Genomic DNA, 21,071 nt, shown 5'->3' with positions numbered 1-21,071 from the left:
AAATATGAAACACTGTTGCAAAAAACAAAATTTCAACTACCTTTGGACCCATGCATGACAGAACCAGTTCCAACAGAACGATGATTGCATCGCTGCTTTTTGCAGTGATGTTCTGGGTGCATGCCATCAAATGTTTTCATACACATGAACAAGACAGTCATTACCATCACTATTCTGCCATAACATTCATTGAAGATAATGGTCACCATGCCTGTAATATCTGTGAATTCCAACCTGCAAAGGATGCAGACTTCACAACAGGCATTGGGTTCAAACACTACCTCCCTCCTGTAACGCTTTCCTGTTGCCAGTTACAGAACAGTTATATAGCAGAATGTTATTTGTCCGGTGACACACGCGGACCTCCCACTGCCTGATATTTTCATCCACAAGAATCATTACCTGTAATCCATACAGGTATCATCAAAATTGTATGCCTGCAATGCAGGCTTGAAAGTCTATTCAATTATCATTTCAACCATTCACAGAATGTCTCAACCATATAAATTACCGGTAACGGTACTAAGCGGCTTCCTGGGCGCAGGGAAGACCACACTTCTTAATCATGTCATCAACAACCGGGAAGGATTGAAAGTAGCCGTGATCGTCAACGATATGAGCGAAGTGAACATAGATGCTCAATTGGTTCAACAGCAGACCTCTCTAAGCCGAACTGAAGAACAGCTGGTGGAAATGAGCAACGGATGCATCTGCTGCACACTCCGCAACGATCTCCTCAAAGAAGTGGAAAAACTTGCGAAAGAAAGGCGCTTCGATTACCTTCTTATAGAATCCACCGGCATCAGCGAACCGCTGCCGGTTGCACAAACCTTTTGCTACCAGGATGAGTCCAATGGTATCGATCTGAGCGCTATCAGCAGGCTGGACACCATGGTTACTGTTGTGGATGCATACAATTTCATCAGGGATTTCAGCAGCCTGGAATCTTTACAGCAACGCCAGCTTACGCAAATGGAGGACAACCGGACAATCGTAAACCTGCTCACCGAACAGGTAGAATTCGCGAATGTGATCATTCTCAACAAAACAGATCTGGTAACCAGGGACCAAATTGGAATACTCAGATCTGTATTGAGAAAATTAAATGCCAATGCCCGGATCATAGAATCGTCCTTCGGTAAAGTGTCGTTACAAGACATTCTTCACACAGGCCTTTTCGATTTTGACAGCACTTCCCGGAGTGCTGGCTGGATAGCAGAAATGAACAAAACCCATCACAAACCCGAAACGGAGGAGTATGGGATCGGCAGCTTTGCATTCAAAAGCCGTCGCCCCTTTCATCCCGATCGCTGGTGGAATTACCTCAACAATCAATGGCATGGCAATATCATTCGCAGCAAAGGATTATTCTGGATCGCATCCCGGCCCAATGACGCTATTAACTGGAGCCAGGCCGGCGGCAGCCTGCGTGCTGACAAAGCGGGCGTTTGGTGGAGCAGTATGCCATTCAGTGAACGGATACGCTACAGTGCATTTACAGAGAACCAGGTGCATATAGAAAGGAACTGGGACAAGCGTTTTGGCGACCGGCACAATGAGATCGTCATTATCGGACAGGACCTTGACAAAGGTGCGATCTACAATGAAATAGAATCCTGTTTGTGCCACTCAGATGAACTTGAACAAATGCAGCAATTCATTTCCTTCAACGATCCTTTTCCAAAATTCTAACGGGTTAAAATAAACGCTATGCAAAGAAGAGGTTTTTTCAGGAACAGCTCACTTGCACTACTGGGAACAACGTTAACAGGCCATCAGGCATTGAACAATGGAACCGGGAGCAACTTCCCGAAGACGCACATCATCTTTCTGGTTAACGATGGGCCTCTATGGAACATTCCGCAGACTATGTTGAGCTGGCTGCTTACGGTCCCGGAAATGAATTACTGAAACCCTTTGTGAAAAATACTGACCTGCATTATCTCATGCTGAACGCTGCAGGAGTCAGTCTAAAAAATGGTGATATGTTACAAACGAAGGCGCTCACTTATTCCTACAAAAATGGAAATTCATTCCGTTTTCCGGATCTATCCTGTGGGCCTGGTGAGGCACTATTGATTACGGGAAATTCAGGGATGGGTAAAACCACCTTACTGCACCTGCTGGCCGGAATACTCAGGCCGGTATCAGGAGAGATAGATATCGATGAATACAGTATTGCTTCCCTGTCTGAAAAAAAGCTGGACAGGTTCCGCGGGCAAAAGATCGGTTTGGTATTGCAACAAAACCATTTTGTGCAAAGCCTCCATGTACTGGATAATATTTTACTGGCAACTAAGCTGGCCGGGAAATCTGCCAACAGGGAAAAGGCAGTCGGTCTGCTGCAACGCCTTAAGCTGGAAGATAAAATATACAATAAACCGGCTGAGCTCAGCCAGGGACAACAGCAACTTGTATCTATTGCAAGGGCGCTCATCAATGAACAAACGCTTATCCTCGCGGACGAGCCCACCTCCAGCCTTGACGATACCCATTGCCATGCTGTAGCTGAATTACTGATAGAGCAGGCAGCTATCAGCCATGCCGCACTTGTGATTGTAACCCATGATCAGCGATTACAATCAATTTTTGGAAACACAATCGCATTAAGATGATACTAAAACTCGCCTGGAATAACATCTGGCAAAAACCACTCACGTTTTTACTAAGCTGGTTACTGCTTACCGTTAGTGTAGCCATCATTTCAGTGTTGCTGCTTTTCCAGCAGCATTTTGAAAAGCAGTTCAGCAACAATATCAGTGATGTGGATTTGGTGATCGGAGCAAAAGGCAGTCCCCTTCAACTGGTGCTTTCTGCCGTTTTCCATCTCGATGCGCCCACTGGTAACATCAGCTATGCTGAGGCAGAGAAATGGATGCGCCACCCTTATGTTTCAACCGCCGTACCTCTGGCCTATGGAGACTCTTATAAAGGATATAGTATAGTAGGCACCACCAATTCCTTTTTTCAAAAACCAGGGATTGAACTACTCAAAGGGAAATTGAACAGCGCTGACTTTGAAATATTGGCCGGCCATGCCATTGCTCAAAAACTGGGCTTACAACCAGGCAATCAGTTTTACAGCGCTCATGGCAACGATGCACATGCGGAAACACATAACGATCATCCATACACTGTCACAGGCATACTGAAACCAACCGGAGATGTCACAGACAATCTGCTGATCACGAACCTGGAAAGCGTTTGGAAGATGCATGAACACGGAGAGAAGCACAAACATGAGCCCCATAACAAAGATGCACTACGCCATCAGCACCCCCAAAAAGCCACAGATTCCAGGGAACTGACAGCTGTTCTTTTGAAATTCCGTAGTCCGGTGGCCGCCATTCAGCTGCCGCGCACCATCAATGAGCAGACGGGTTTGATGGCGGCAGCACCGGCCATCGAGATCAACCGCCTGTTCTCCCTCTTCGGAATAGGAATAGATGTACTTAAAGCAGTAGGTATCGGCATCATGTCGCTTTCAGCGCTCAGTATATTTGTAGCTCTCTATAATTCCCTGAAGGAAAGAAAATATGAGCTCGCACTGATGCGAACAATGGGAGCTTCCAGGAGCAAGCTATCCTGGCTGATGCTGCTCGAAGCCGGCGCCCTTTGTGTTGCAGGAATGGTTACAGGACTGGTGCTCAGCCGGATCATTATCTGGATGATGGCAGATAAACTCCAAAGTGATTATCATCTGGACATTTCACCATTTATATTCCAAATTCCGGGAGAGCTTGTCTTATGCCTGCTTACCACCGGCCTGTCCCTTACTGCTGCATTGCTTCCTGCCATCAGCGCATGGTTTATCAATATTTCCAAAACATTATCGCATGAATAAGATCAGGCATTTCGTAATATATACCAGCCTGCTACTGCTGGTAGCCTGTACCAATATAGCATCGCTCTGCCGCCATGACTTTTCAAATGAAACTGGTTTTACATACAGGGATAGCCCGTCAAGCCCTGAGAGGCTGCAACAAAGCATTAGCATAAACTACCTGCCTGCTGCCATGCAGGGGAAAGTGATCAGCTGGCAAATGCTGAAAGATGTATCGTTTAAGTCGAAATGGAACGAAGAGTTTCAATTGGATTTTATGTACCCGGTGTTCGGAGAAAATGTAAAAAAACTAAAAGGACAAAAGCACAGGATCTCCGGATACATGGTGCCTTTAAACATCAAAGAAGGCTTGTACGCCGTTTCGCGATACACATATGCAGCCTGCTATTTTTGTGGCAAAAGCGGTCCGGAATCAGTAGTCTCCCTGAAATTCACAAAAAAGCCCCGTCGCTTTAAACTGGATGAATATGTTACCGTATCAGGAACCATGGATCTGAATGATAAAGATGTCAATGATTTTATTTACATCTTCCGGAATGCAGAAGAGGTCAGGTGATGGTCAATTTGCCTTGTCCATTTACACGTGCGGAGGACTTACGCGATTGCCTGCAGCGTTGAATATTCGTAATGTGAGCTGCGATGATCAATAGGGCAGCCAGGGGAATGCAAATGAAAAGTATTTGCTCATCTGTAACCTGGTTGATAATGAGGAAAGCAAAGCCAGCACAGAATAACAACGCTGGCAGCTTCTTTTGATGATGACGGCGATAGCCATGGTTTAACGAAAGGAAACCGAACAGGAAGGCCATCGCAATAAGCCCCCATTCTATTGCAGCGCTTTCAAGGATATCGATACCCAGGAACGGCAGACTACTGATGATCAATGGCAGCACAGTGCAATGGATAGCACAAACAATGGAAGTAAAGATGCCAAGATGATCGTAACTTATTTTCATAATGCATTTTATTAAGGTTCAACAATAGTGATCAGCCACAAAACTTACAGGACCGGCACAAACCGCGGATCAGTATCTCGGAAGGATCGAACCCGTACATGCCTTCTATATTTGCCGCTTTCGGAAAATCCAACAACACCTGAGTACCACAGGCAGTACAGACAGACCGGGCATACACTGTCTCAATCTCCTTTATACCTGCTATTCCCGGTTTAATGCAGAATTCCACTTTCCCGAGAGTGTTAGCCACCAATTGCAACAGTCCTTTCTTCTCAAAAACTTTCAGCGTCCGGTAAATGGTCACCCGGTCTGCATTGATGTACGTTTCAGCATGTATGCTGCTGGCCGAAACAACGCCTTTCATGGAAAGGATCGCATACAAGACCCTGATGCGATTCTGCGTGACATTGATCTTGTACCGTTTCAGCAGCTGGAGTACAGCTACTTCTGTTACTTTCATAACCGGATGTTTTTGGATCAGGCAATTCTTGATACAACACCCAAATCTTGATATGATGGAGCCAGGCGGCTCCATCATAATTTTCTGTCAGGTTAAGGTTTATCAAAATGATCTTCAAACTCCTTTTCTTTCCCTGCCTGGTCTATCACTTTCAGGTGAACATGATAGTGTCCCTTCGGAGCGGCGCTTATATCTAAATGCTTATGGAAATGAAAATTTGTTTGTCCAACCATGGCCGCATCCGTGAAGGAGAATTCCTTTTCCCAGTTGCCGTGGATCTCCACTTCAACTTTAGCGATCTTATTCGGGGCGGTTATATCTGTTTCCAGGTGCAACTCAGCGCCTCCATCCTCCAGCGCCAGGTCCAGTTCCGAAATCGATGGCAGTGTCGGATCATTTTTGATCTCAATTTCGACCTCGAATTCCTTTTTCTGGCCACGCTGATCAGTAACAACAAAGTGAAGATGGTAATGTCCGGTAAGTGCCTCAGCAGGGATGTCGATATGTTTATGGAACTCTGCTGATTTAAGCCCGGCAAAGCCTGTGGTATATACCGAATCGAACTTCCAGCCACTTCCCGCTTCAGGATGGATCTCAACAGTCACGGAGCCGATATTTCCCGGAGCAGTAATTTTAGCTTCGATATGAATATCAGATCCGGCATAAGCAATTTTGCTGTTGTCTGATCCGATCTCGATACCGGTGATATCGGGAGCCGGCACTGCAGCTTCATCATCTTTGGAACAGGCAGTGAACAAAACAGAAAGCAAAAGAACAGAAAGAGCCCAATTGAAAATTTGTCTCATAGATTAGCATTTAAATATTGAATGAATATTGATAGTGAGCTGTGTGGTTATTTGATTTTTATACTTAATCCTTTTATGGTCTGCCAGCCTTCGGCATCAGTTAAGAGAATCATGAAATGATAATCACCGGGATCTATATCAGAAGGAACTGCTATTTCCACATCAGCTTCAAAACTGTTCCGGCCATCGGGAATGGGAAACGACCTGATGTATAACATGGGATTGACCGGCGCTTTAACCGGATCCATGTTGCAACTATTCACTTCTGTACTGTGTGAATGGTGATCGAAGTTGTGATGGATATCCAGCGAAAAAGACCCAAGTTTTGCATTGTCTTTCAGCAGAGCTTTAAAATTGAAAGTCTCACCACGTTTCAATTCACTGCATTGTTTTGGGAAAGAAGAGGCTGCGGATAAGTCTATCACCGGATATTCGGTATCCACCGTTTTCTCATCTTTACTGCAACCGGAAAGAACTGTTGCACAGATCAGGCATAGCGCGCCTGCATATTTTATCAGTTTCATAAAAGGGGTTTTGTTTATTTTTTCATTTTATCGCAAAAGGAACCTTCAGCAACAGCACGATATTCCTTCCCTGCTCAGGAAGTTCTATCAGCCTGTAAAAGCTGGTATGGTTCATATATTTCGTGTTGAATATATTTTGCACCTGCAGGCTCATTTGCAATGATTGTTTTGCAACCACGAACCTGCTTCCCGCCTGGAAATTGAACACATTGTATCCTGGTGTTTTCTTTTCGGGCGGCACTATCTTATTTTGCTCCGTTGTGATGCGATAATCGAGGGAGAAATAAGTTTTCCGGAATGAACCGTTCCATTGGGGTGACCATGTGAGGTTGATCAAGCCTGAAGGCGGCGGGGAAAAAGGGAGTGTGTATCCTTTTTTGTTGCCGGATAATTGTTCTGCATAAAGATATTCTCCGGTGAATTCCATTGCAAGGTTCTTCACAAACCGGAACCTGGCCTGTAACTCTCCGCCATAGCGAAATACACGGCTTTGAGCATATTGAAAAACCTGATTGCCCGCTCCATAATCGTAATCATGAAAAGCAGTAGGATTGAGATAGATATAATTGGGGAAATAGTTGTAAAAAGGGCTCAGCAACACAGACCATTTACCGGCTTCCCATCCAAGACTGAGATCAATCTGGTAAGATTGTTCCGGAGATAATGTTGGATCACCTTTTTCATAACTGAAATAATGATAGTTCACACCATTGGCAGAAAGCTCTTTCGCGATGGGCATCCGGAAACTCTTGCCCAGGTTGAGCTTTGCAGAAAAACTCCCCAGGTTGTAATTCATACCAAGCGACCAAACCCAACTTTGAAAATTTCTCCTTAAAGCATCTGCCCTGATCAGGTGCTGGTTAACTGTGCTCCCTTCTATATTTATTCTTGAAGAGAACCAGTCAGTATAACCGAAAGTTTTCAACTGGCCGTGATCGAACCGGATGGCACCGTGTAACAGAAACCTGTCATTCAATTTATATTTATCATAGAGGAATGCGCCTGCGGTGAACTGCCTGAATGCTGGCACCAGGAAACTCCAGCCACTGATCTTGTTATCCTGGAACTCACTATTCAAACCCGCAGTGATTGTATGTTTTCCCCATGTGATCTTATCCCTGAAGCTGAAGGAATACACATGCTTGTCAAATTCCCGTTCAAGGTTGGAAGGGACTCCCAATGTATCAGGGTATAACGGTGGCATATAGCCGTGGTTCACATATTGATTGAACTCCTGTCTGAAATTCCGTTGATATCCAAGATCCAGCTCCAGCAGGTGCTTGCCTGCTTCGAGGCTGCTGCGGTTGATCAGTTTGAAATGATTCACTTCCTGCCTGGGTTGCAGGATATCCCTTGAAGAATGATCATGAAGTTCTGCATTTACCCTGCGCGGCTCCAGGCCATGTGCATTGGCAAAGAATCCGCTTTTACTGAAAACCTTGCTTACGTAGAACACGGACCTGAAACGATCTCCTGCATATCCGCCGGAAAAATGCAGTCCGGATTCACGCCCCGCTGTATTCCTCAAATAGTTCTTATGCAGTCCAACTGCATAACTGTATACGTACACAGTATCGGCAGGTACGCGATAATCAGCATAATCCTGCCAGCTGATCCTGGCATTGGCAAACCATTGCTTACTTCTGCTGTACAGATTTACAGAACCTCCATAGAGATGGTTATTCGATTTGCCCACAAGGTCTGCCGAGCCACCGATACTTTTCTCTGCAGGCAGCGAGACAGGTTTTACATCGATGGCGCCTCCGATGGCATCCGATCCATATACAAAGGAAGCAGCTCCTTTGATCAATTCCACTTCACCGGCTGCAAACTGGTCCAGTTCAAGGCCATGGTCTGCTCCCCACTGCTGCCCTTCGTGCTTGATGCCATTCTCCACCACCACAACACGATTGAATCCAAGTCCTCTGATCAACGGTTTCGATTGACCGGAACCGATACCAATGGTTTTGATGCCAGGTAATCGCTCCAGGGTTTTCATCAGGCTTCCACCCAGATGACGGTGAATAAAATCTGTTTTCACTACTTCCAGGTTCAATGATTCTTCTGCTTTTCTCACCTGTACCTGGTTATCGCGGACCACCACTTCTTCAAGTTCAGTCACCAGCTGGCGCATCACAATAGTTGTATCGGCAGACCGGCCCCTGATCTTTACCTGCAACCTCTGGTCGCGATAACCAGGGAACTGTGCAATAATGATGTAATCGCCATTGACAATCGGCCCGAATGAAAATCGTCCGGCAGAGTCTGTTACAGTGTTCCATCCACGGGGTAAGAGGTTCAGCGCAACACCCTTCAGCGGTGCATGATGGCTGTTTCTAACCTGCCCTGTAAGATGATGTGTTTGGCCATGAGCGGCAGCCTGCCAGAACAGGCAGACCAATAGTATAGTGTATATCCTGAACATACAATGGATACTTCACAGGCCGGAAGCCTGTAAAGACGTGGGTGAGCGCTTTCCCGTGGGAATGCTGCAGCAATAAATTGATAGAAAAAAATGTACAGGCGCAGTGCGCCGTTTCAGAAGTTCGGTTATGCCAATACGGGAGGACCTTTATTGGTAAAGGCATTGAGGGTCATCTCATATATTCCGGCGCAAACAGGACCATCGTGTTCAATGGGCGCAGGTAGTATGGGAGTGATCGTGGGAGGATATGAGAGCTGAAATTCCTTGCCTTGCTGGTGTACAAAGTGGTCGCAAATTTTACAAACCGCAGTGAGTGTGCCGGCGTCTTCCTCTGAAGATTGCTCATAGTGCCCGATGCAGGCATGCGAATGCAGCAGCGGAAAGAAGCTTGCATAGGCAAAGCAGATTAGCAACAGCATGGCAATCATCCTGCTGCTTTTCTCCGATGTATGTAAAATGCCTCTTTTCATTAATGCAACAAAGTTGCAAAATATTCCGGAGACTGCCGCATTAATTTGTGTTTAAATTGAATTTTTAAGATGACTGATGGCCAAAAGTAAATTTCTGGTCGTTAAGCTTCATCACTTTAAGGTCGCTTTCAAAAATCCCCTGTAATTTTTGTCGGATGTGATGGCCCATTTCAAAAATCAGAGAGTCCATCTCTCTTCTTTGCTGCAACGGCTTTGTATCGGAAGATGCGGTGACTTCTGCAACAGTGTCTGCCTTTTGATAGGGATCATTGTCCGATCTAATATTATGTGATGTTAGATTTTCCGGGAAGAACCCAGGCACAATTATGATAAAGTGGGGAAAAAGGCATTAATTTGGAGCATCAATCACTTTCGCTTCTTATGAAAAAAACGACCCTGTTCGTCCTGGGCCTGATGGCTTGTTTGGCAGGCTATTCCCAGGAAGAAACCACCAAAGAAAAAAGCCAGAGTATGCTCGCAAAAGTTGCCACCAAACGTTTGCAGGGTATCTCCATACTGGAAGCATTTGGCCTTCCCTCCGGCAATATTGGATTTGCTATCGACTCGGCCCTGATGACCAGGGATTTCGCTGCTTTACTGAAAACAGTGGAATACCTCGACAGCCTTGAAAAAGCAAAACGACTTAAATCGCCGTATATCGATGCCAGGTCATTGATGGATACAACTGCCGGATTGTTGGTAAAAGTAAAGGGGCGCGGGATGATGAAGCCCGAAATCAGCAATGTGTACAGAATGGCTGTTGCCTATTCCATTAACAAGGAGACCATCGCGCTTCTTGACGAAATGCAACAGGACGAACCCGTAGACATTTCTTCTCCTCCTCCGCCACCACCGCCGCCGCCTCCTGCGCTTTCGAAAACCAACCGGGGTTTCCGCGCAAAAGGAGCTCCCGGATCTGCTGCTGCAAAGCCTTCCGGCCCCATCTTGAAAGTGGTCAACAACTCTTCCAAAAATCTCTACCTCTATGTAGAGGATGAATACAAGGGTATCGTATACGCCGGAAAAGAATACCAGCTTCGCGGCGTGGCCGGCTGCCACCAGGTGATCGTGGAAAGCCTCGATCAGTTCCGCTCCGCAAAAAAGCACTGCTTCATTACAACACAACCCGGCCACTGGGTGATCACCAATAACTAACAGCCTACCACCTTATGAACATACAGCAGGCAAGCGCTGAAGAACTGGATATTCACAGATCCCCGGACAAGGTGGACCAGGCTGTGCAACTGGTTCGCCCCCGGCAGAAAATGTTTATCAGTTTTATTTTCGCCATCATCGTAGCTACCATTATCTGGAGCATCGTTTCCAGCGTACCCGTCTATGTAAAAGGCAAAGGCATTCTCATCAATGAATCCGGCATCAGTGAAATAAAAGTCCCCTTCCCCGGGAAGATCAGTCAGCTCAACGTAAAGATCGGTCAGCAGGTAGAGCAGGGCGAGATCCTGGCCACCGTAGAACAACTGGAACTGATCTTCGATATCAAAAAACTCGAAACCCAGATCCGAGACATCCGCAAAAGCCTGAACTGGCTGCTGGATAATACTGACCTGGCAGTGCGTAACAAGTCTATTCAACAGCTGAAAGCAACTATTGCCGGTTACGACAGGCAGCTCAGGTCACTTAACTCTGAAGCAGAAAACTACGAACAGGAAAAGGCAGGGCTTGAAAAGGACCGGCAAACCGAACTGCTGCGAATGACAGACCTCGTCAATTACAACCACGCCCGGATCTTCGAATTCCGGAACAACCTGCGCACTTATGAAAGCGAACTGCAATTCAAAAAGAATCAGCTCGTCAACCAGTCGCAGATCGTCAGTCCCTATAGCGGTACCGTTATCGATATGGCCTTCAACAATGGAGATATTTTCAATGAAGGCAGCACTTTCCTGGTGATGGAGAACCAGGATTATGACCGCAACGAACTGATCGCACAGGTATATGTAAACGCTAATGAAGGCAAGAAGCTGCAACCGGGCATGACAGTACAGATAGCGCCTTCCACCATTCCTCCCGAAGAACACGGTTACCTGTTGGGTACTGTCAGCTATATTTCAAAATACACCCTCACGGAAGCGGGTATGAACCGTACTTTACGCAACAGCAAACTGGTGGAAGAACTCTCCCGCGATGGTCTGCCCATGGTGGCGGAAGTGAGACTGTCTACCGATAGCAGCACCTTCAGTAAATACAAATGGACTTCCGGCCGCGGTCCGGAAACAGATGTTATGAGTGGCACACTGATCCGGGCGAATATCATTGCTGAAGAACGATCGCCCATCTCTTTCATATTTCCTTCATTGAAGCATTCCAGATGAGTGCCAGAAGAGTCAATACCCCGGTGTTGCTGCAGATGGAAGCAGTGGAATGCGGAGCTGCCTCATTGGGGATCATCTGTTCCTATTTTGGATCCTATCTTCCATTGGAACAATTGAGAACCATTTGTGGTGTGAGCCGGGATGGGACCAGCGCCAAAAATATCGTGGTAGCGGCCCGCACTCTCGGAATGAAAGCGCAGGGTTTCAAGAAGACTGCGCAGCAGGCATTGGCACTACCCTTTCCCTTTATCGTTTTCTGGGAGAGCAATCACTTTCTGGTAGTGGAAGGAGCAACTGAAAATAAAGTCTTCCTCAACGATCCTGCCCTGGGTAAGATCTGGGTAACGCCGGAAGAATTTGCCGGCTCCTATTCCGGTGTGGTGCTGCAACTGGAACCTGCGGAAGGTTTCAAAAAACAAGGTGCGCCTTTCAATGTTACCCAAAAGATATGGGAACTGCTCAGCGGTTCGAAAAGAACATTGTATTTTCTTTTGTTCGCCGGCCTGCTGGCGCTGGCTCCGGCGCTGGTAATTCCTTCCATTACCCGCATCTTCATCGATTTCGTTCTCATACAAAATAATACTTTCTGGCTGGTACCCATCATGGTCAGTCTTGGCGCCGCCATCCTGATCAATGCAGCACTCATGATGATCCAGCAGACCGTTATCCGGAGACTGAACACCAAGCTCAGTGTGCTGCTGGCTTACCGCTTGCTGGTAAAGATCTTTCACCTGCCGATGTCGTTTTATCAGCAGCGCAGCAAGGCCGAGATCAGTTCCCGTGTGGAGTTTGCCAACCTCGTAGCCGAATCGCTGACAGGCAGCCTCCTCTCAACCGTTGTATCACTGCTGTCTTCCCTATTCTTTCTCGGGGTCATGTTTGTGTACAGTGTTAAACTGGCGCTGATCTGCCTGGTGATCGCAGCAGTTACGATGCGTCTCTTCTACTGGCTGGGCCTGCGTAGAAATGCCGTTTACAACCGATTCGTTAAAGACAGCAGCAGCCTCTCCGGAGTTTCCTATACCGGACTACAGGCCATCGAGTCCATCAAATCCTCGGCCCGTGAGAACGAATTCTTCCGCAAATGGGCAGGCTTCCACGCACGTTACCTGATCAGCAGCCAGCAAACGCGCTTACACACTACCGTTAGCCGAGCACTTCCCGGCCTTCTTTCCCTGGTCAATCTGGGCCTGATCCTCCTGATCGGTGGCTATGAAGTGATGAAAGGTGATCTTTCCGTAGGCCTGCTGCTTACCTTCACCGTACTGTTCCAACAGTTCTTTGTACCTGTACAGAGAGTGGCAGACTCCAGCAGCGAGCTTTCCATGTTAGGCTCCTATTTCAGAAGCCTGTACGATATCCTTCATTACCCGGACAAAGAAAACACCCGCCAGCTTACCCCATCCGTTGTAGCAGAGCAATTGTCTGGCGCCATCAGCCTGCAGGCACTCAGCTTCGGTTATAATCAGATGGCGCCGCCCATCATCAATGATATTTCCCTGCAGATACCCCGTGGGCAAAGTTTTGCTTTTATCGGGTTGTCGGGGTCCGGCAAGTCCACCCTGGCCAAACTGATCACCGGCCTGTACGAACCCTGGAAAGGAAGCGTGCAGTTTGATGGTAAGGATCTTGAACAGTTACCGAAGGCATTACGGACAGCTTCCATCGGCATGGTGGACCAGGAGATAGAACTTTTCGCAGGCACTGTCAAAGATGTATTGACCTTCTGGGACGAGAGCATTGCCATGGAGCATATCATTCATGCCTGCCGGCTGGCAGAGATACATGATGTGATCTCTAAAAGACCGGGCGGCTATTTCAGCCAGCTCCATGAAGGTGGCAGGAATTTCAGCGGTGGCGAAAGGCAGCGGATGGAAATAGCCAGAGCACTGATCAAGAAGCCCCGCATCCTGGTGCTGGACGAAGCCACCAGCGCCCTGGACCCCGAAACGGAATTCAGGATCTGTCAGAATATAAAAGGTCTCGGCATCACCCTGGTGATCATTGCCCACCGGCTAAGCACCATCAGGGACTGCGACCAGATCATTGTATTGAATCGCGGCGTGATAGAACACCGGGGCACACACGAAGTACTGCTAAGGGATAGTCCCCTGTACCAGCAATTTTTGAAAGAAACCGAATAACAACATATTATGGCCGGGCCATCTTTTGTAGCACAAATAGAATCAGACCTGCTTTCCGTTCTCCGCCATGATAACGGGAATGGACATGCGCTCGGACATGGACTGCTGCTGCAATGCATGAACCTGGCCGGTGCCGGGCAGGGCCTGTATTTTCAGCCAATTGCGGGTAACGGCTCGCAAACCATCACACGGCAACTGCAGGCCATCGCGCGGCAATCCAATGTGCTGGCAAGAAAGGTAAGGCTGCAGGGTAACTGGTGGACATCCGATCTGGGATCGATGGTGGGATTCACGAAAGACGGGGCAGTATGCGCAATCCTCCAGGAGAAGGGAAATTATTTCCTGGTGGATCCGAAGGCAGGTCAGCGGCAGAAAATCGATGCGGCGCTGGCGGCAAATCTCAGTGAAGCGGCTTTTGTATTTTGTGCATTGCTCGGCGAAGAACCCATCTCCAACCGCTCCTTACTACAGTTTGCGCTCTCAGGGCGAAGAAAGGAATTGCTGGCATTTGCCGGCAGCTCCGTGGTCATCAGCGGCCTGAACCTGGTGCTGCCCCTGGCTTTCAGCTCACTGATCGGTAACGTGATCCCTTCCGCCAACAGTGGCATGCTGGTGCAATTATGTATTTTATTATTGCTGATCGGACTGCTTATCTTTTGTTTCTCTGTTTATCGCAACCTGGTGCTTTTACGTTTCGAAACCAAAGCAGACCTAAAACTGCAGGTCGCTTTTTTCAATAAGATCTTGAACCTGCCTGCCGGTTTCTTTGCAAAGACCAGTGCCGGTGAACTGGTGGAACGATCTCTCGGCTTCAGTAAGATCCGCGTGATGATCAGCAGCGGTGTAGTATTGGCTTTTTTCAGCAGCCTGCAGCTGCTGTTCAACCTGGGACTGATGTTCGTGTATTCCACCCGGTTAGGACTGCTGGCCCTGGCTGCTCTTTTGATCTACCTGGTGCTGCTGTTCATTTCTTACCGGAGAGAGAACCTCGCCAATAGCAGGCAGCTGCAGGCAAAGACTGCTCTCAATTCCCGCATCTATCAATTCATTTCAGGGATCGCCAAGATCAAAACAGCAGGCAAGGAACTCTTTGTACTTCGGCAATGGAGCGGACATTATGCCAAAGAAAGAACACTTGCCCAGGATACCCTGCAGGCAGAGCAACAGATCCAACTGTTGAACTATCTTTTCCCCAGCCTCGCCCTGCTGATGATCTATGGATTCTCCGGGCAGGTCATCAACAGTATTCGTCCCGGTGATTTTGCGGGATTCATCACTGCCTTCGGATTACTGGCCGCCAATGTTATTGCCCTGGGATCCAGTGTCAGCGGCATTCTCAAAGCAGTGGCCCTGTTCAAAAAACTGGAGCCCATATTAAATACAGCCGGAGAAAAAGAACCTGGTCCACAGGAACAACTCACCCTCGATGGCCGCATTGAATTCAACCAGGTATCCTATTCGTATGGAGAGGATACACCCCCGATCATAGATGGCATGTCTTTCGCGATCAACGAAGGAGAGACGGTGGCTTTTGTAGGCGCGTCCGGTTCCGGAAAATCCACCATATTCCGTTTGCTGCTCGGTTTTGAAACACCCAAAGCAGGTTCTATTTACTTCGATGAGCAGGACCTGAAACAACTGAACATAAAAGCTGTCCGGCGCAATATGGGTGTGGTGCTGCAAAACAGTACACTCACAGGGGGAAGTATCTATGAGAATATTTCCGGCGGCCACTCCGGTTATACGGCGGTGTGGGAAGCACTGGCGAAAGTGGGAATGAAAAAAGAGATCGAGGCATTACCGATGGGTTTGCATACTGTTGTGTCGGATGCAGGAGGCAGTTTTTCCGGTGGACAACAGCAGCGCCTGCTCATTGCAAGAGCGCTGTCCGGGAATCCGCGGATCATCCTTTTCGATGAGGCAACCAGTGCACTGGATAATATTTCACAGGCCATCATTACCCATACCCTGCACGAGACCAAAGCCACCAAACTGATCATCGCCCACCGGCTGGAAACCATCATGGCGGCAGACCGGGTGTATTTTATCGGCAACGGAAAGATCATCCAGGCGGGTAGTCCTGCAGAACTGATGACAACCGAAGGTCCCTTTCAAAATTTCGCAAGGCGTCAATTGAAATGAACCGGTTCTTTTCGGTTATATTTATTAGTGTTAAACTATTTATCCCAACAACCATGCTTGCCCAGTTACAAGAAAACCTGCTGCGTCTTTTTTCCGCAGCCTTATTGTTCCTCTTTATCTCTCCTACCGTGTCTGCACAGAACTTTACCGGTAAATTCCTCAAGTGGGATCTGAGCGGTGCAGGCGATAAGCGCATCACGGCATTTATCGGCTCAACGGGCTGGTCCATGGGCTCGGAAGGCACTTCCGTACTGGTGCAAAATCTTTCAGAAACCAAACTATATGTGAAATTCCTTGCCACCTATTCCGATTTCTGCGGCAACAAATCCACCCATACCTTTTCACTCACGGTGAACCCCAAAGCAAAAGCCGGAGGCAGTCCCTGGTTCGACGGACATGACTTCAGCACCAAATGCAAAAGCGATAAACAATACAACGATAAATTCAGATCCCGCCTGAGCAATATCAAGCTGGAACTGGTTTCCATCAAAGAGGCCGCCACTGCAAATACGAACACGGATAAGAACAAGGCCATTGACTGCAAACAGCTGGTCCAATACCGCGACAACAAACTGCCGGCCCTGTGGGACAGGCAACGCAACAAGTACAAGATAAAAGCAGAACTGGTATCCGATATCAAAAACTTGAAGGATACTTTGCTGAAGACATCGAAAGTAGCCACCAGTGACTGGCAAATCGTTAGGCTTACCCTGAAAATGGCCGCCAACACTATCGAGGACCTGATCAATATTTCCTCACCACAGGGCCATCTCCTGAAAACAGCTAAAGATGCCGGCGTAAAATATGTGACCAAAGTGGCGGTGTATGAAGCCATCAAAAAAGGCGATAAAGCACTGGAGGCGCTATATTCGGAAGATGTACATAATACCATCCTTACCCATGCGGTTACCGACCTGGGGAAACTGGGCAGCTTGCTGGGCGCGATCAAGAATTTTAGAGATAATATCAATAACTGGAGCGATTACCAGGAAGTAAAAGGTGAAGTGAACAAGCAAATGGCGGCACTCAACAAAGCCGTTGACAAATACAATTCAGAACTGAACAAAACTGCAGGCAGCATCAATGAGATCAATCAATACAAGAACTATATCGATGCATATCTGGCCGAACATTGCAAGGACAGCAAATAGACTTGTTTGTTATCTGAATAATAAATGCGTACAGACGGCTATTCAGGTATCAGATTTTCATTAACTTAACGCACTATACTAATTGCTTATGGGTTTATTTGATGATTACTGCCAAACCGGAGATGCCGTAAGGGTGAATACCCTTGAATGGAATGACCACCGGTATTATCTCCTGCCTGATTACCTGGAATGGTATGTACAAAAAAGGGACAGGCCCGCAAAACAACAGATCACTCCCAAAGGCTCCAAAGTACTTGGTTACGATTTCGGCGCCACGGAATTCGACCAACTGCTCATCTGCGTAACCAACCGCTGCAATATCGTTTGCGACTACTGTTTCCGCGGCTATAATTTTTCGAAGATCAAGGAGATCTCCTTCGAGGATTTCAAAATGGTGGCCGATCATTTCGACCAGAAATCCCGTAATCAGAAAACATTCCAGTTTACCGGCGGAGAAGTTTTTGTGAAGGAAGGTATAGAACACTGGTTCAAGTACATCCACGATAAAGGCTTCCGGATCTGGCTCACCTCCAATGGCGTGCACCAGAAGATCCGCGAGAATAAGCTCATCCGGGAAATTTTCGAGAACAACAAAACAGCTCATATCCGCATTTCACTGGACGGCCCCCGCGCAGAGATCCATGAAAGATACAGGCAGAAGAACACCTTTCACAAGGTGATCGAGAATATCAAATACCTGTTGTCCATCGGCGTTCCCGTGTCTGTAAAATCCGTGATCACCGAAGAGAACGTGATCCATGTGGAAGAAATGCTGGAACTCTGTCACAGTCTCGGCCTCTACGGCTGGAATTACAATGTGATCCGTTATACCGGTGCCCTGGCCGATGTACCGCCTCCGGATTCCACACCGAAGACGGATGAGAAGATCGATTATTTTGGCTACCGGGAACTGGGCCGCATCCTAACGGAGATCCTTGAGCGAAAACCTTATCTCGCCTATCTTCTTCGTCCAAGCCGGTACGGCAAGATCCTGAATACGCTGTACACGCGAACCCCGTCGGCAGTACCCATGTCTTACTACGTATTGAAGTTCGATGGCAATGTATATTACAACGACAATCTCCATAAACCGGAATTCTGTGCAGGTAATATCTGGGAGAACGGGGTGGATGCATTCAAAGGGCTGAAAGAATTCCGGCAACAATATGATTACGATTTGAATGCCTGCAAGTCCTGTGTCATTCACCGTTTCTGTTTCCAGAAAGGCGACTATGGTGAGTTGTATGATGTTGACAAAACCCTGCAGGCCGAATTCCCCAACTGCAACGATATCCGTAATCATTATTTCGATCTGATAGACCTGAAGCAAAGAGGATTAAAGATCACCAACGATATTTATCACACCTGATTTATTATTTATCCAAAACCCATACAACACTATGAGCAATTCACAATTCAGAGAGTTCATGAGTGAACTCGAAAAAGACCAGAGTCTGAAAGATCGCTTCTCCCAACTGCAGACTCCCGAAGCTATCGCCGAATTTGCTGCTTCGCTCGGTTTCAATTTCAGCGTTGAAGAGATCAGTGCACAGGCGCAGGCTTTCGGGCTGGATGCCATGAGCGATGATGACCTCGACGATATTGCCGGCGGTCAGAGCATGATGGGTTCCAAACCCACGCAGTGCTGGTACAGCGGCGACTAATTCATTATTCACTCAGTGAGGATCTCATGAGCGTACCGATCTTATCACCAGCCGGCATCCTCCGGCTGGCATCCGTTTCATCCCCCATCATCAATATCTCTGCAGGCAACAGGCGGGAATTCATTCTTTGCAGCCCTGATGCCATCAGGGCTGTGTTGTTAGAAGAAGCGCAGCGTGTTACCCGGCCTTCCAAAATTTTCTATTGGCGTCAGCTGATGGAAAGTATTCGGGAAGAAGGGCTTCCATTGGCGCTTCGCTCGCTGAAAAATGATCATGTACAAAGTTTGGATCCCGGTCTCCCCGCTGCCAGTATTTACAGCAGCGATGGAAACCATCATACGATCGATGAACGGAAACTGAACCTGGCGGTTCTTTCCCTCATGCTCTCAGGATACGGAGCTCCCATTCCTCCTGCATCCCTGGAACTGTTCATGACAGCCTCCGACAGGGTGGAATGGTACAAGTCGGAACTCAACGATAACAGAACACCCGGTTTACCGGACCGGATCTTTTTCGCACAGGCCGTAACAGACCAGCGACAGTTTGCTCTCGATATGTACAAACAGATCGGCAGGGACCTGCCCGCAGGCCTTACCGATCCTGAACTGTACAGCAGGTTCAAGGAAGAAGTGGACAGCCTGATCGGCATCATTCATTTCTCCTGCAAGAATATCAGTAATGCCATTGGCTGGATCATCTCCAACCTGGCGGCATTTGAAGATGCATTCTGCAGGAACTACGGCCAGTCTTCCGAAAAGACCGATGATCCCAACAGTCAAACTAACGGTTATCTGTATGCGGTAATACTTGAATCACTGAGACTATTCCCGCCCAACTGGCTTTTCCACCGCACTGCCATGAACAATTTCTCTCTTTGCGGGCATCATTTCATTGCCGGGGATCTTTTGCATATCTCTCCCCTGCTGACCCATCGGGTCCCTGAATGCTGGGAGTTCCCGGACACTTATCAACCTGCGCGTTTCATGGCAGGTGGAAAGGTAGATCCCTGGGCATTCATTCCATTCGGTCGCAGCTTTACCAAATGCCCCGGCACCAATCTTTCTTTCAGGATCATCCGGGCATTTGTGGAGAAGATCCTGTCGGAAAATATTGTTTCCGGCCGCGGCCACTTTGTGCCTGTGCTCCGGAATACCATCTCTCTGAATCCCTTTCCCCTTCACAATGTGTTGCTGGAAAAACGTTCCGCGCTGGTGCCGGCCTGACCGGAAAAAAGATTCAGCCAGTATTCGGTTAATGGTTCCGGTTGGTTATGCAGTAATGAACGGATCTCCGCTGGCAGCAATTGTCCGAAATGTTCGAGGTTAATTTGCAACCAGTGCCTGTATTCCTCTTCCTGCAACGGAAGCTCGTGAATGATCTCATACAAGGGCCTGGTGCGTTCATCTGTATAACGAAGCACCGCAGTAACCGACCGGGGCAATGCCGGCCTCAACAGTTTGAAACCGGAGAGCGCAGTGTAAACGTAGGAAAGACTGATGGACAATCCATCTTCCATGGAACTGATGCCTTCATGCGGAAAGAGCGCGGGAATAAAAATGAATTCGCCGGGTTCGAGGGTAAATACATGATCGGGGGGCCGTTGCTTTTGAATGGCAATACTGGTTTCTTCGGGATCTTCTCTGACAAAGCAGGATGATTCTTCGGCCGTCAGTACATTCTTGTTCCAAATATTCCAGGTTCTGCGCCCCTCGGCCTGCAGGATGAACACATGGTAATTATCGAGATGATAACCGATGCTGCCTCCTTTTTGTGAAACGGTGCCCGCCATATGCAGGAAAGGAAAAAATGTTTTTTCAGCAAACTGATCTTTCAGCGGAAGATAAGTATTGGCAAGGGTTTTGGAAGACAAAAGATTTTTCAGCACCAGAACGAGCTGAGGATACCTGACAGACAAAAAAGGTAATGATTCCCGGAGTTTGTCAAGGTCTTTGAGCCTGCCGCCATATTTTCTTTCACCCGCGGTATCGAGAAAATGAATACCGGCGGATACCGGCGCCTGCAGACCATCAAAAAAAATGGAAGGATCGGCAGGCAAACTGCCTGGATCTATTTTTCCCTTGAAGGGTTGTTCAGGAATATGGTATATTTTCATTTCAGGGATCAAATTAAAACAACTAATCGTCAGGAAACT

20 protein-coding genes are annotated in these 21,071 nt (G+C 47.6%); 13 read left to right on the top strand and 7 right to left on the bottom strand.

Annotated elements, in window-relative coordinates; genetic code table 11:
- Nucleotides 1–50 precede the first annotated feature (50 nt).
- The 5 genes from FSB84_RS15850 (at nt 51) to FSB84_RS15830 (ending at nt 4,400) form a co-directional block, all read left to right on the top strand.
- Nucleotides 51–377, top strand: coding sequence for a hypothetical protein (locus tag FSB84_RS15850; RefSeq protein WP_130538913.1), 327 nt, complete (start codon nt 51–53; stop codon nt 375–377).
- Between the two features lie 112 nt (nt 378–489).
- A complete protein-coding gene (locus FSB84_RS15845; protein WP_130538912.1) occupies nt 490–1,692 on the top strand; it encodes a GTP-binding protein in 1,203 nt (400 codons plus the stop codon).
- Nucleotides 1,693–1,850: 158 nt separating this feature from the next.
- Complete coding sequence (locus FSB84_RS15840) at nt 1,851–2,615, top strand: ABC transporter ATP-binding protein (protein WP_207234168.1); 765 nt, start codon at nt 1,851–1,853, stop codon at nt 2,613–2,615.
- Nucleotides 2,612–3,844: an ABC transporter permease gene (locus tag FSB84_RS15835; RefSeq protein WP_130538911.1), complete on the top strand. Its 1,233-nt coding sequence runs from the start codon at nt 2,612–2,614 to the stop codon at nt 3,842–3,844. Before FSB84_RS15840 ends, FSB84_RS15835 begins: the two co-directional genes overlap by 4 nt.
- Nucleotides 3,837–4,400, top strand: coding sequence for a DUF3299 domain-containing protein (locus tag FSB84_RS15830; RefSeq protein ID WP_130538910.1), 564 nt, complete (start codon nt 3,837–3,839; stop codon nt 4,398–4,400). Before FSB84_RS15835 ends, FSB84_RS15830 begins: the two co-directional genes overlap by 8 nt.
- Here FSB84_RS15830 and FSB84_RS15825 read toward each other — a convergent pair.
- From FSB84_RS15825 to FSB84_RS15800, 6 genes are all read right to left on the bottom strand, one after another.
- The gene (locus FSB84_RS15825; RefSeq protein WP_130538909.1) at nt 4,393–4,800 is read right to left on the bottom strand and encodes a MerC domain-containing protein; all 408 of its coding nucleotides are present in this window, start codon (nt 4,798–4,800) and stop codon (nt 4,393–4,395) included. The two genes, FSB84_RS15830 and FSB84_RS15825, sit on opposite strands and share 8 nt — an antisense overlap.
- 31 nt (nt 4,801–4,831) lie before the next feature.
- Complete coding sequence (locus FSB84_RS15820) at nt 4,832–5,260, bottom strand: Fur family transcriptional regulator (RefSeq protein WP_130538908.1); 429 nt, start codon at nt 5,258–5,260, stop codon at nt 4,832–4,834.
- 92 nt (nt 5,261–5,352) lie between these two features.
- Nucleotides 5,353–6,066 (bottom strand): DUF4625 domain-containing protein, encoded by a 714-nt coding sequence (locus FSB84_RS15815; RefSeq protein ID WP_130538907.1) that lies wholly within the window; start codon nt 6,064–6,066, stop codon nt 5,353–5,355.
- 47 nt (nt 6,067–6,113) lie between these two features.
- On the bottom strand, nt 6,114–6,590 hold the full coding sequence (locus tag FSB84_RS15810) for a DUF4625 domain-containing protein (protein ID WP_130538906.1): 477 nt from the start codon (nt 6,588–6,590) through the stop codon (nt 6,114–6,116).
- A 22-nt stretch (nt 6,591–6,612) separates the two neighbouring features.
- Nucleotides 6,613–9,015, bottom strand: a complete 2,403-nt coding sequence (locus FSB84_RS15805; protein WP_130538905.1) for a TonB-dependent receptor — start codon at nt 9,013–9,015, stop codon at nt 6,613–6,615.
- Between the two features lie 125 nt (nt 9,016–9,140).
- Complete coding sequence (locus FSB84_RS15800) at nt 9,141–9,485, bottom strand: hypothetical protein (RefSeq protein ID WP_130538904.1); 345 nt, start codon at nt 9,483–9,485, stop codon at nt 9,141–9,143.
- A gap of 381 nt (nt 9,486–9,866) precedes the next feature.
- On the opposite strand from FSB84_RS15800, the gene FSB84_RS15795 reads away from it, so the two are divergent.
- The 8 genes from FSB84_RS15795 (at nt 9,867) to FSB84_RS15760 (ending at nt 20,142) form a co-directional block, all read left to right on the top strand.
- Nucleotides 9,867–10,640, top strand: coding sequence for a hypothetical protein (locus FSB84_RS15795; RefSeq protein WP_130538903.1), 774 nt, complete (start codon nt 9,867–9,869; stop codon nt 10,638–10,640).
- A gap of 14 nt (nt 10,641–10,654) precedes the next feature.
- Nucleotides 10,655–11,818 (top strand): NHLP bacteriocin system secretion protein, encoded by a 1,164-nt coding sequence (locus FSB84_RS15790; protein ID WP_130538902.1) that lies wholly within the window; start codon nt 10,655–10,657, stop codon nt 11,816–11,818.
- Complete coding sequence (locus FSB84_RS15785; protein ID WP_130538901.1) at nt 11,815–13,962, top strand: NHLP family bacteriocin export ABC transporter peptidase/permease/ATPase subunit; 2,148 nt, start codon at nt 11,815–11,817, stop codon at nt 13,960–13,962. Before FSB84_RS15790 ends, FSB84_RS15785 begins: the two co-directional genes overlap by 4 nt.
- A gap of 9 nt (nt 13,963–13,971) precedes the next feature.
- Nucleotides 13,972–16,104: an ATP-binding cassette domain-containing protein gene (locus tag FSB84_RS15780; RefSeq protein ID WP_130538900.1), complete on the top strand. Its 2,133-nt coding sequence runs from the start codon at nt 13,972–13,974 to the stop codon at nt 16,102–16,104.
- A 53-nt stretch (nt 16,105–16,157) separates the two neighbouring features.
- Nucleotides 16,158–17,255: a hypothetical protein gene (locus tag FSB84_RS15775; RefSeq protein WP_130538899.1), complete on the top strand. Its 1,098-nt coding sequence runs from the start codon at nt 16,158–16,160 to the stop codon at nt 17,253–17,255.
- 88 nt (nt 17,256–17,343) lie between these two features.
- Entirely contained in the window at nt 17,344–18,624 is a 1,281-nt protein-coding gene (locus tag FSB84_RS15770; protein WP_130538898.1) for a radical SAM protein, read from the top strand.
- A 31-nt stretch (nt 18,625–18,655) separates the two neighbouring features.
- A complete protein-coding gene (locus FSB84_RS15765; RefSeq protein ID WP_130538897.1) occupies nt 18,656–18,919 on the top strand; it encodes a Nif11-like leader peptide family natural product precursor in 264 nt (87 codons plus the stop codon).
- Between the two features lie 26 nt (nt 18,920–18,945).
- Nucleotides 18,946–20,142 carry a cytochrome P450 gene (locus FSB84_RS15760; protein ID WP_130538896.1) on the top strand — a complete coding sequence of 399 codons (1,197 nt, stop codon included), beginning with the start codon at nt 18,946–18,948 and terminating at the stop codon, nt 20,140–20,142.
- Here FSB84_RS15760 and FSB84_RS15755 read toward each other — a convergent pair.
- Complete coding sequence (locus FSB84_RS15755; RefSeq protein WP_158643934.1) at nt 20,097–21,032, bottom strand: JmjC domain-containing protein; 936 nt, start codon at nt 21,030–21,032, stop codon at nt 20,097–20,099. The genes FSB84_RS15760 and FSB84_RS15755 overlap by 46 nt on opposite strands.
- Nucleotides 21,033–21,071 lie beyond the last annotated feature (39 nt).

The organism is Pseudobacter ginsenosidimutans, from assembly GCF_007970185.1.
In the GTDB taxonomy this organism is placed as follows: domain Bacteria; phylum Bacteroidota; class Bacteroidia; order Chitinophagales; family Chitinophagaceae; genus Pseudobacter; species Pseudobacter ginsenosidimutans.
The sequence above is the reverse complement of the archived record's forward strand: the minus strand, read 5'-3'. Positions and strand labels throughout refer to the sequence as shown.

What these genes read in the sequence shown, in the direction of transcription:
- FSB84_RS15775 (WP_130538899.1), top strand. Translation starts at nt 16,158, where the DNA reads ATGCTTGCCCAGTTACAAGAAAACCTGCTGCGTCTTTTTTCCGCAGCC.
- FSB84_RS15815 (WP_130538907.1), bottom strand. Translation starts at nt 6,066, where the DNA reads ATGAGACAAATTTTCAATTGGGCTCTTTCTGTTCTTTTGCTTTCTGTT.
- FSB84_RS15780 (WP_130538900.1), top strand. Translation starts at nt 13,972, where the DNA reads ATGGCCGGGCCATCTTTTGTAGCACAAATAGAATCAGACCTGCTTTCC.
- FSB84_RS15800 (WP_130538904.1), bottom strand. Translation starts at nt 9,485, where the DNA reads ATGAAAAGAGGCATTTTACATACATCGGAGAAAAGCAGCAGGATGATT.
- FSB84_RS15770 (WP_130538898.1), top strand. Translation starts at nt 17,344, where the DNA reads ATGGGTTTATTTGATGATTACTGCCAAACCGGAGATGCCGTAAGGGTG.
- FSB84_RS15785 (WP_130538901.1), top strand. Translation starts at nt 11,815, where the DNA reads ATGAGTGCCAGAAGAGTCAATACCCCGGTGTTGCTGCAGATGGAAGCA.
- FSB84_RS15755 (WP_158643934.1), bottom strand. Translation starts at nt 21,032, where the DNA reads ATGAAAATATACCATATTCCTGAACAACCCTTCAAGGGAAAAATAGAT.
- FSB84_RS15795 (WP_130538903.1), top strand. Translation starts at nt 9,867, where the DNA reads ATGAAAAAAACGACCCTGTTCGTCCTGGGCCTGATGGCTTGTTTGGCA.
- FSB84_RS15830 (WP_130538910.1), top strand. Translation starts at nt 3,837, where the DNA reads ATGAATAAGATCAGGCATTTCGTAATATATACCAGCCTGCTACTGCTG.
- FSB84_RS15810 (WP_130538906.1), bottom strand. Translation starts at nt 6,590, where the DNA reads ATGAAACTGATAAAATATGCAGGCGCGCTATGCCTGATCTGTGCAACA.
- FSB84_RS15805 (WP_130538905.1), bottom strand. Translation starts at nt 9,015, where the DNA reads ATGTTCAGGATATACACTATACTATTGGTCTGCCTGTTCTGGCAGGCT.
- FSB84_RS15765 (WP_130538897.1), top strand. Translation starts at nt 18,656, where the DNA reads ATGAGCAATTCACAATTCAGAGAGTTCATGAGTGAACTCGAAAAAGAC.
- FSB84_RS15825 (WP_130538909.1), bottom strand. Translation starts at nt 4,800, where the DNA reads ATGAAAATAAGTTACGATCATCTTGGCATCTTTACTTCCATTGTTTGT.
- FSB84_RS15790 (WP_130538902.1), top strand. Translation starts at nt 10,655, where the DNA reads ATGAACATACAGCAGGCAAGCGCTGAAGAACTGGATATTCACAGATCC.
- FSB84_RS15845 (WP_130538912.1), top strand. Translation starts at nt 490, where the DNA reads ATGTCTCAACCATATAAATTACCGGTAACGGTACTAAGCGGCTTCCTG.
- FSB84_RS15850 (WP_130538913.1), top strand. Translation starts at nt 51, where the DNA reads ATGCATGACAGAACCAGTTCCAACAGAACGATGATTGCATCGCTGCTT.
- FSB84_RS15760 (WP_130538896.1), top strand. Translation starts at nt 18,946, where the DNA reads ATGAGCGTACCGATCTTATCACCAGCCGGCATCCTCCGGCTGGCATCC.
- FSB84_RS15820 (WP_130538908.1), bottom strand. Translation starts at nt 5,260, where the DNA reads ATGAAAGTAACAGAAGTAGCTGTACTCCAGCTGCTGAAACGGTACAAG.
- FSB84_RS15840 (WP_207234168.1), top strand. Translation starts at nt 1,851, where the DNA reads ATGGAACATTCCGCAGACTATGTTGAGCTGGCTGCTTACGGTCCCGGA.
- FSB84_RS15835 (WP_130538911.1), top strand. Translation starts at nt 2,612, where the DNA reads ATGATACTAAAACTCGCCTGGAATAACATCTGGCAAAAACCACTCACG.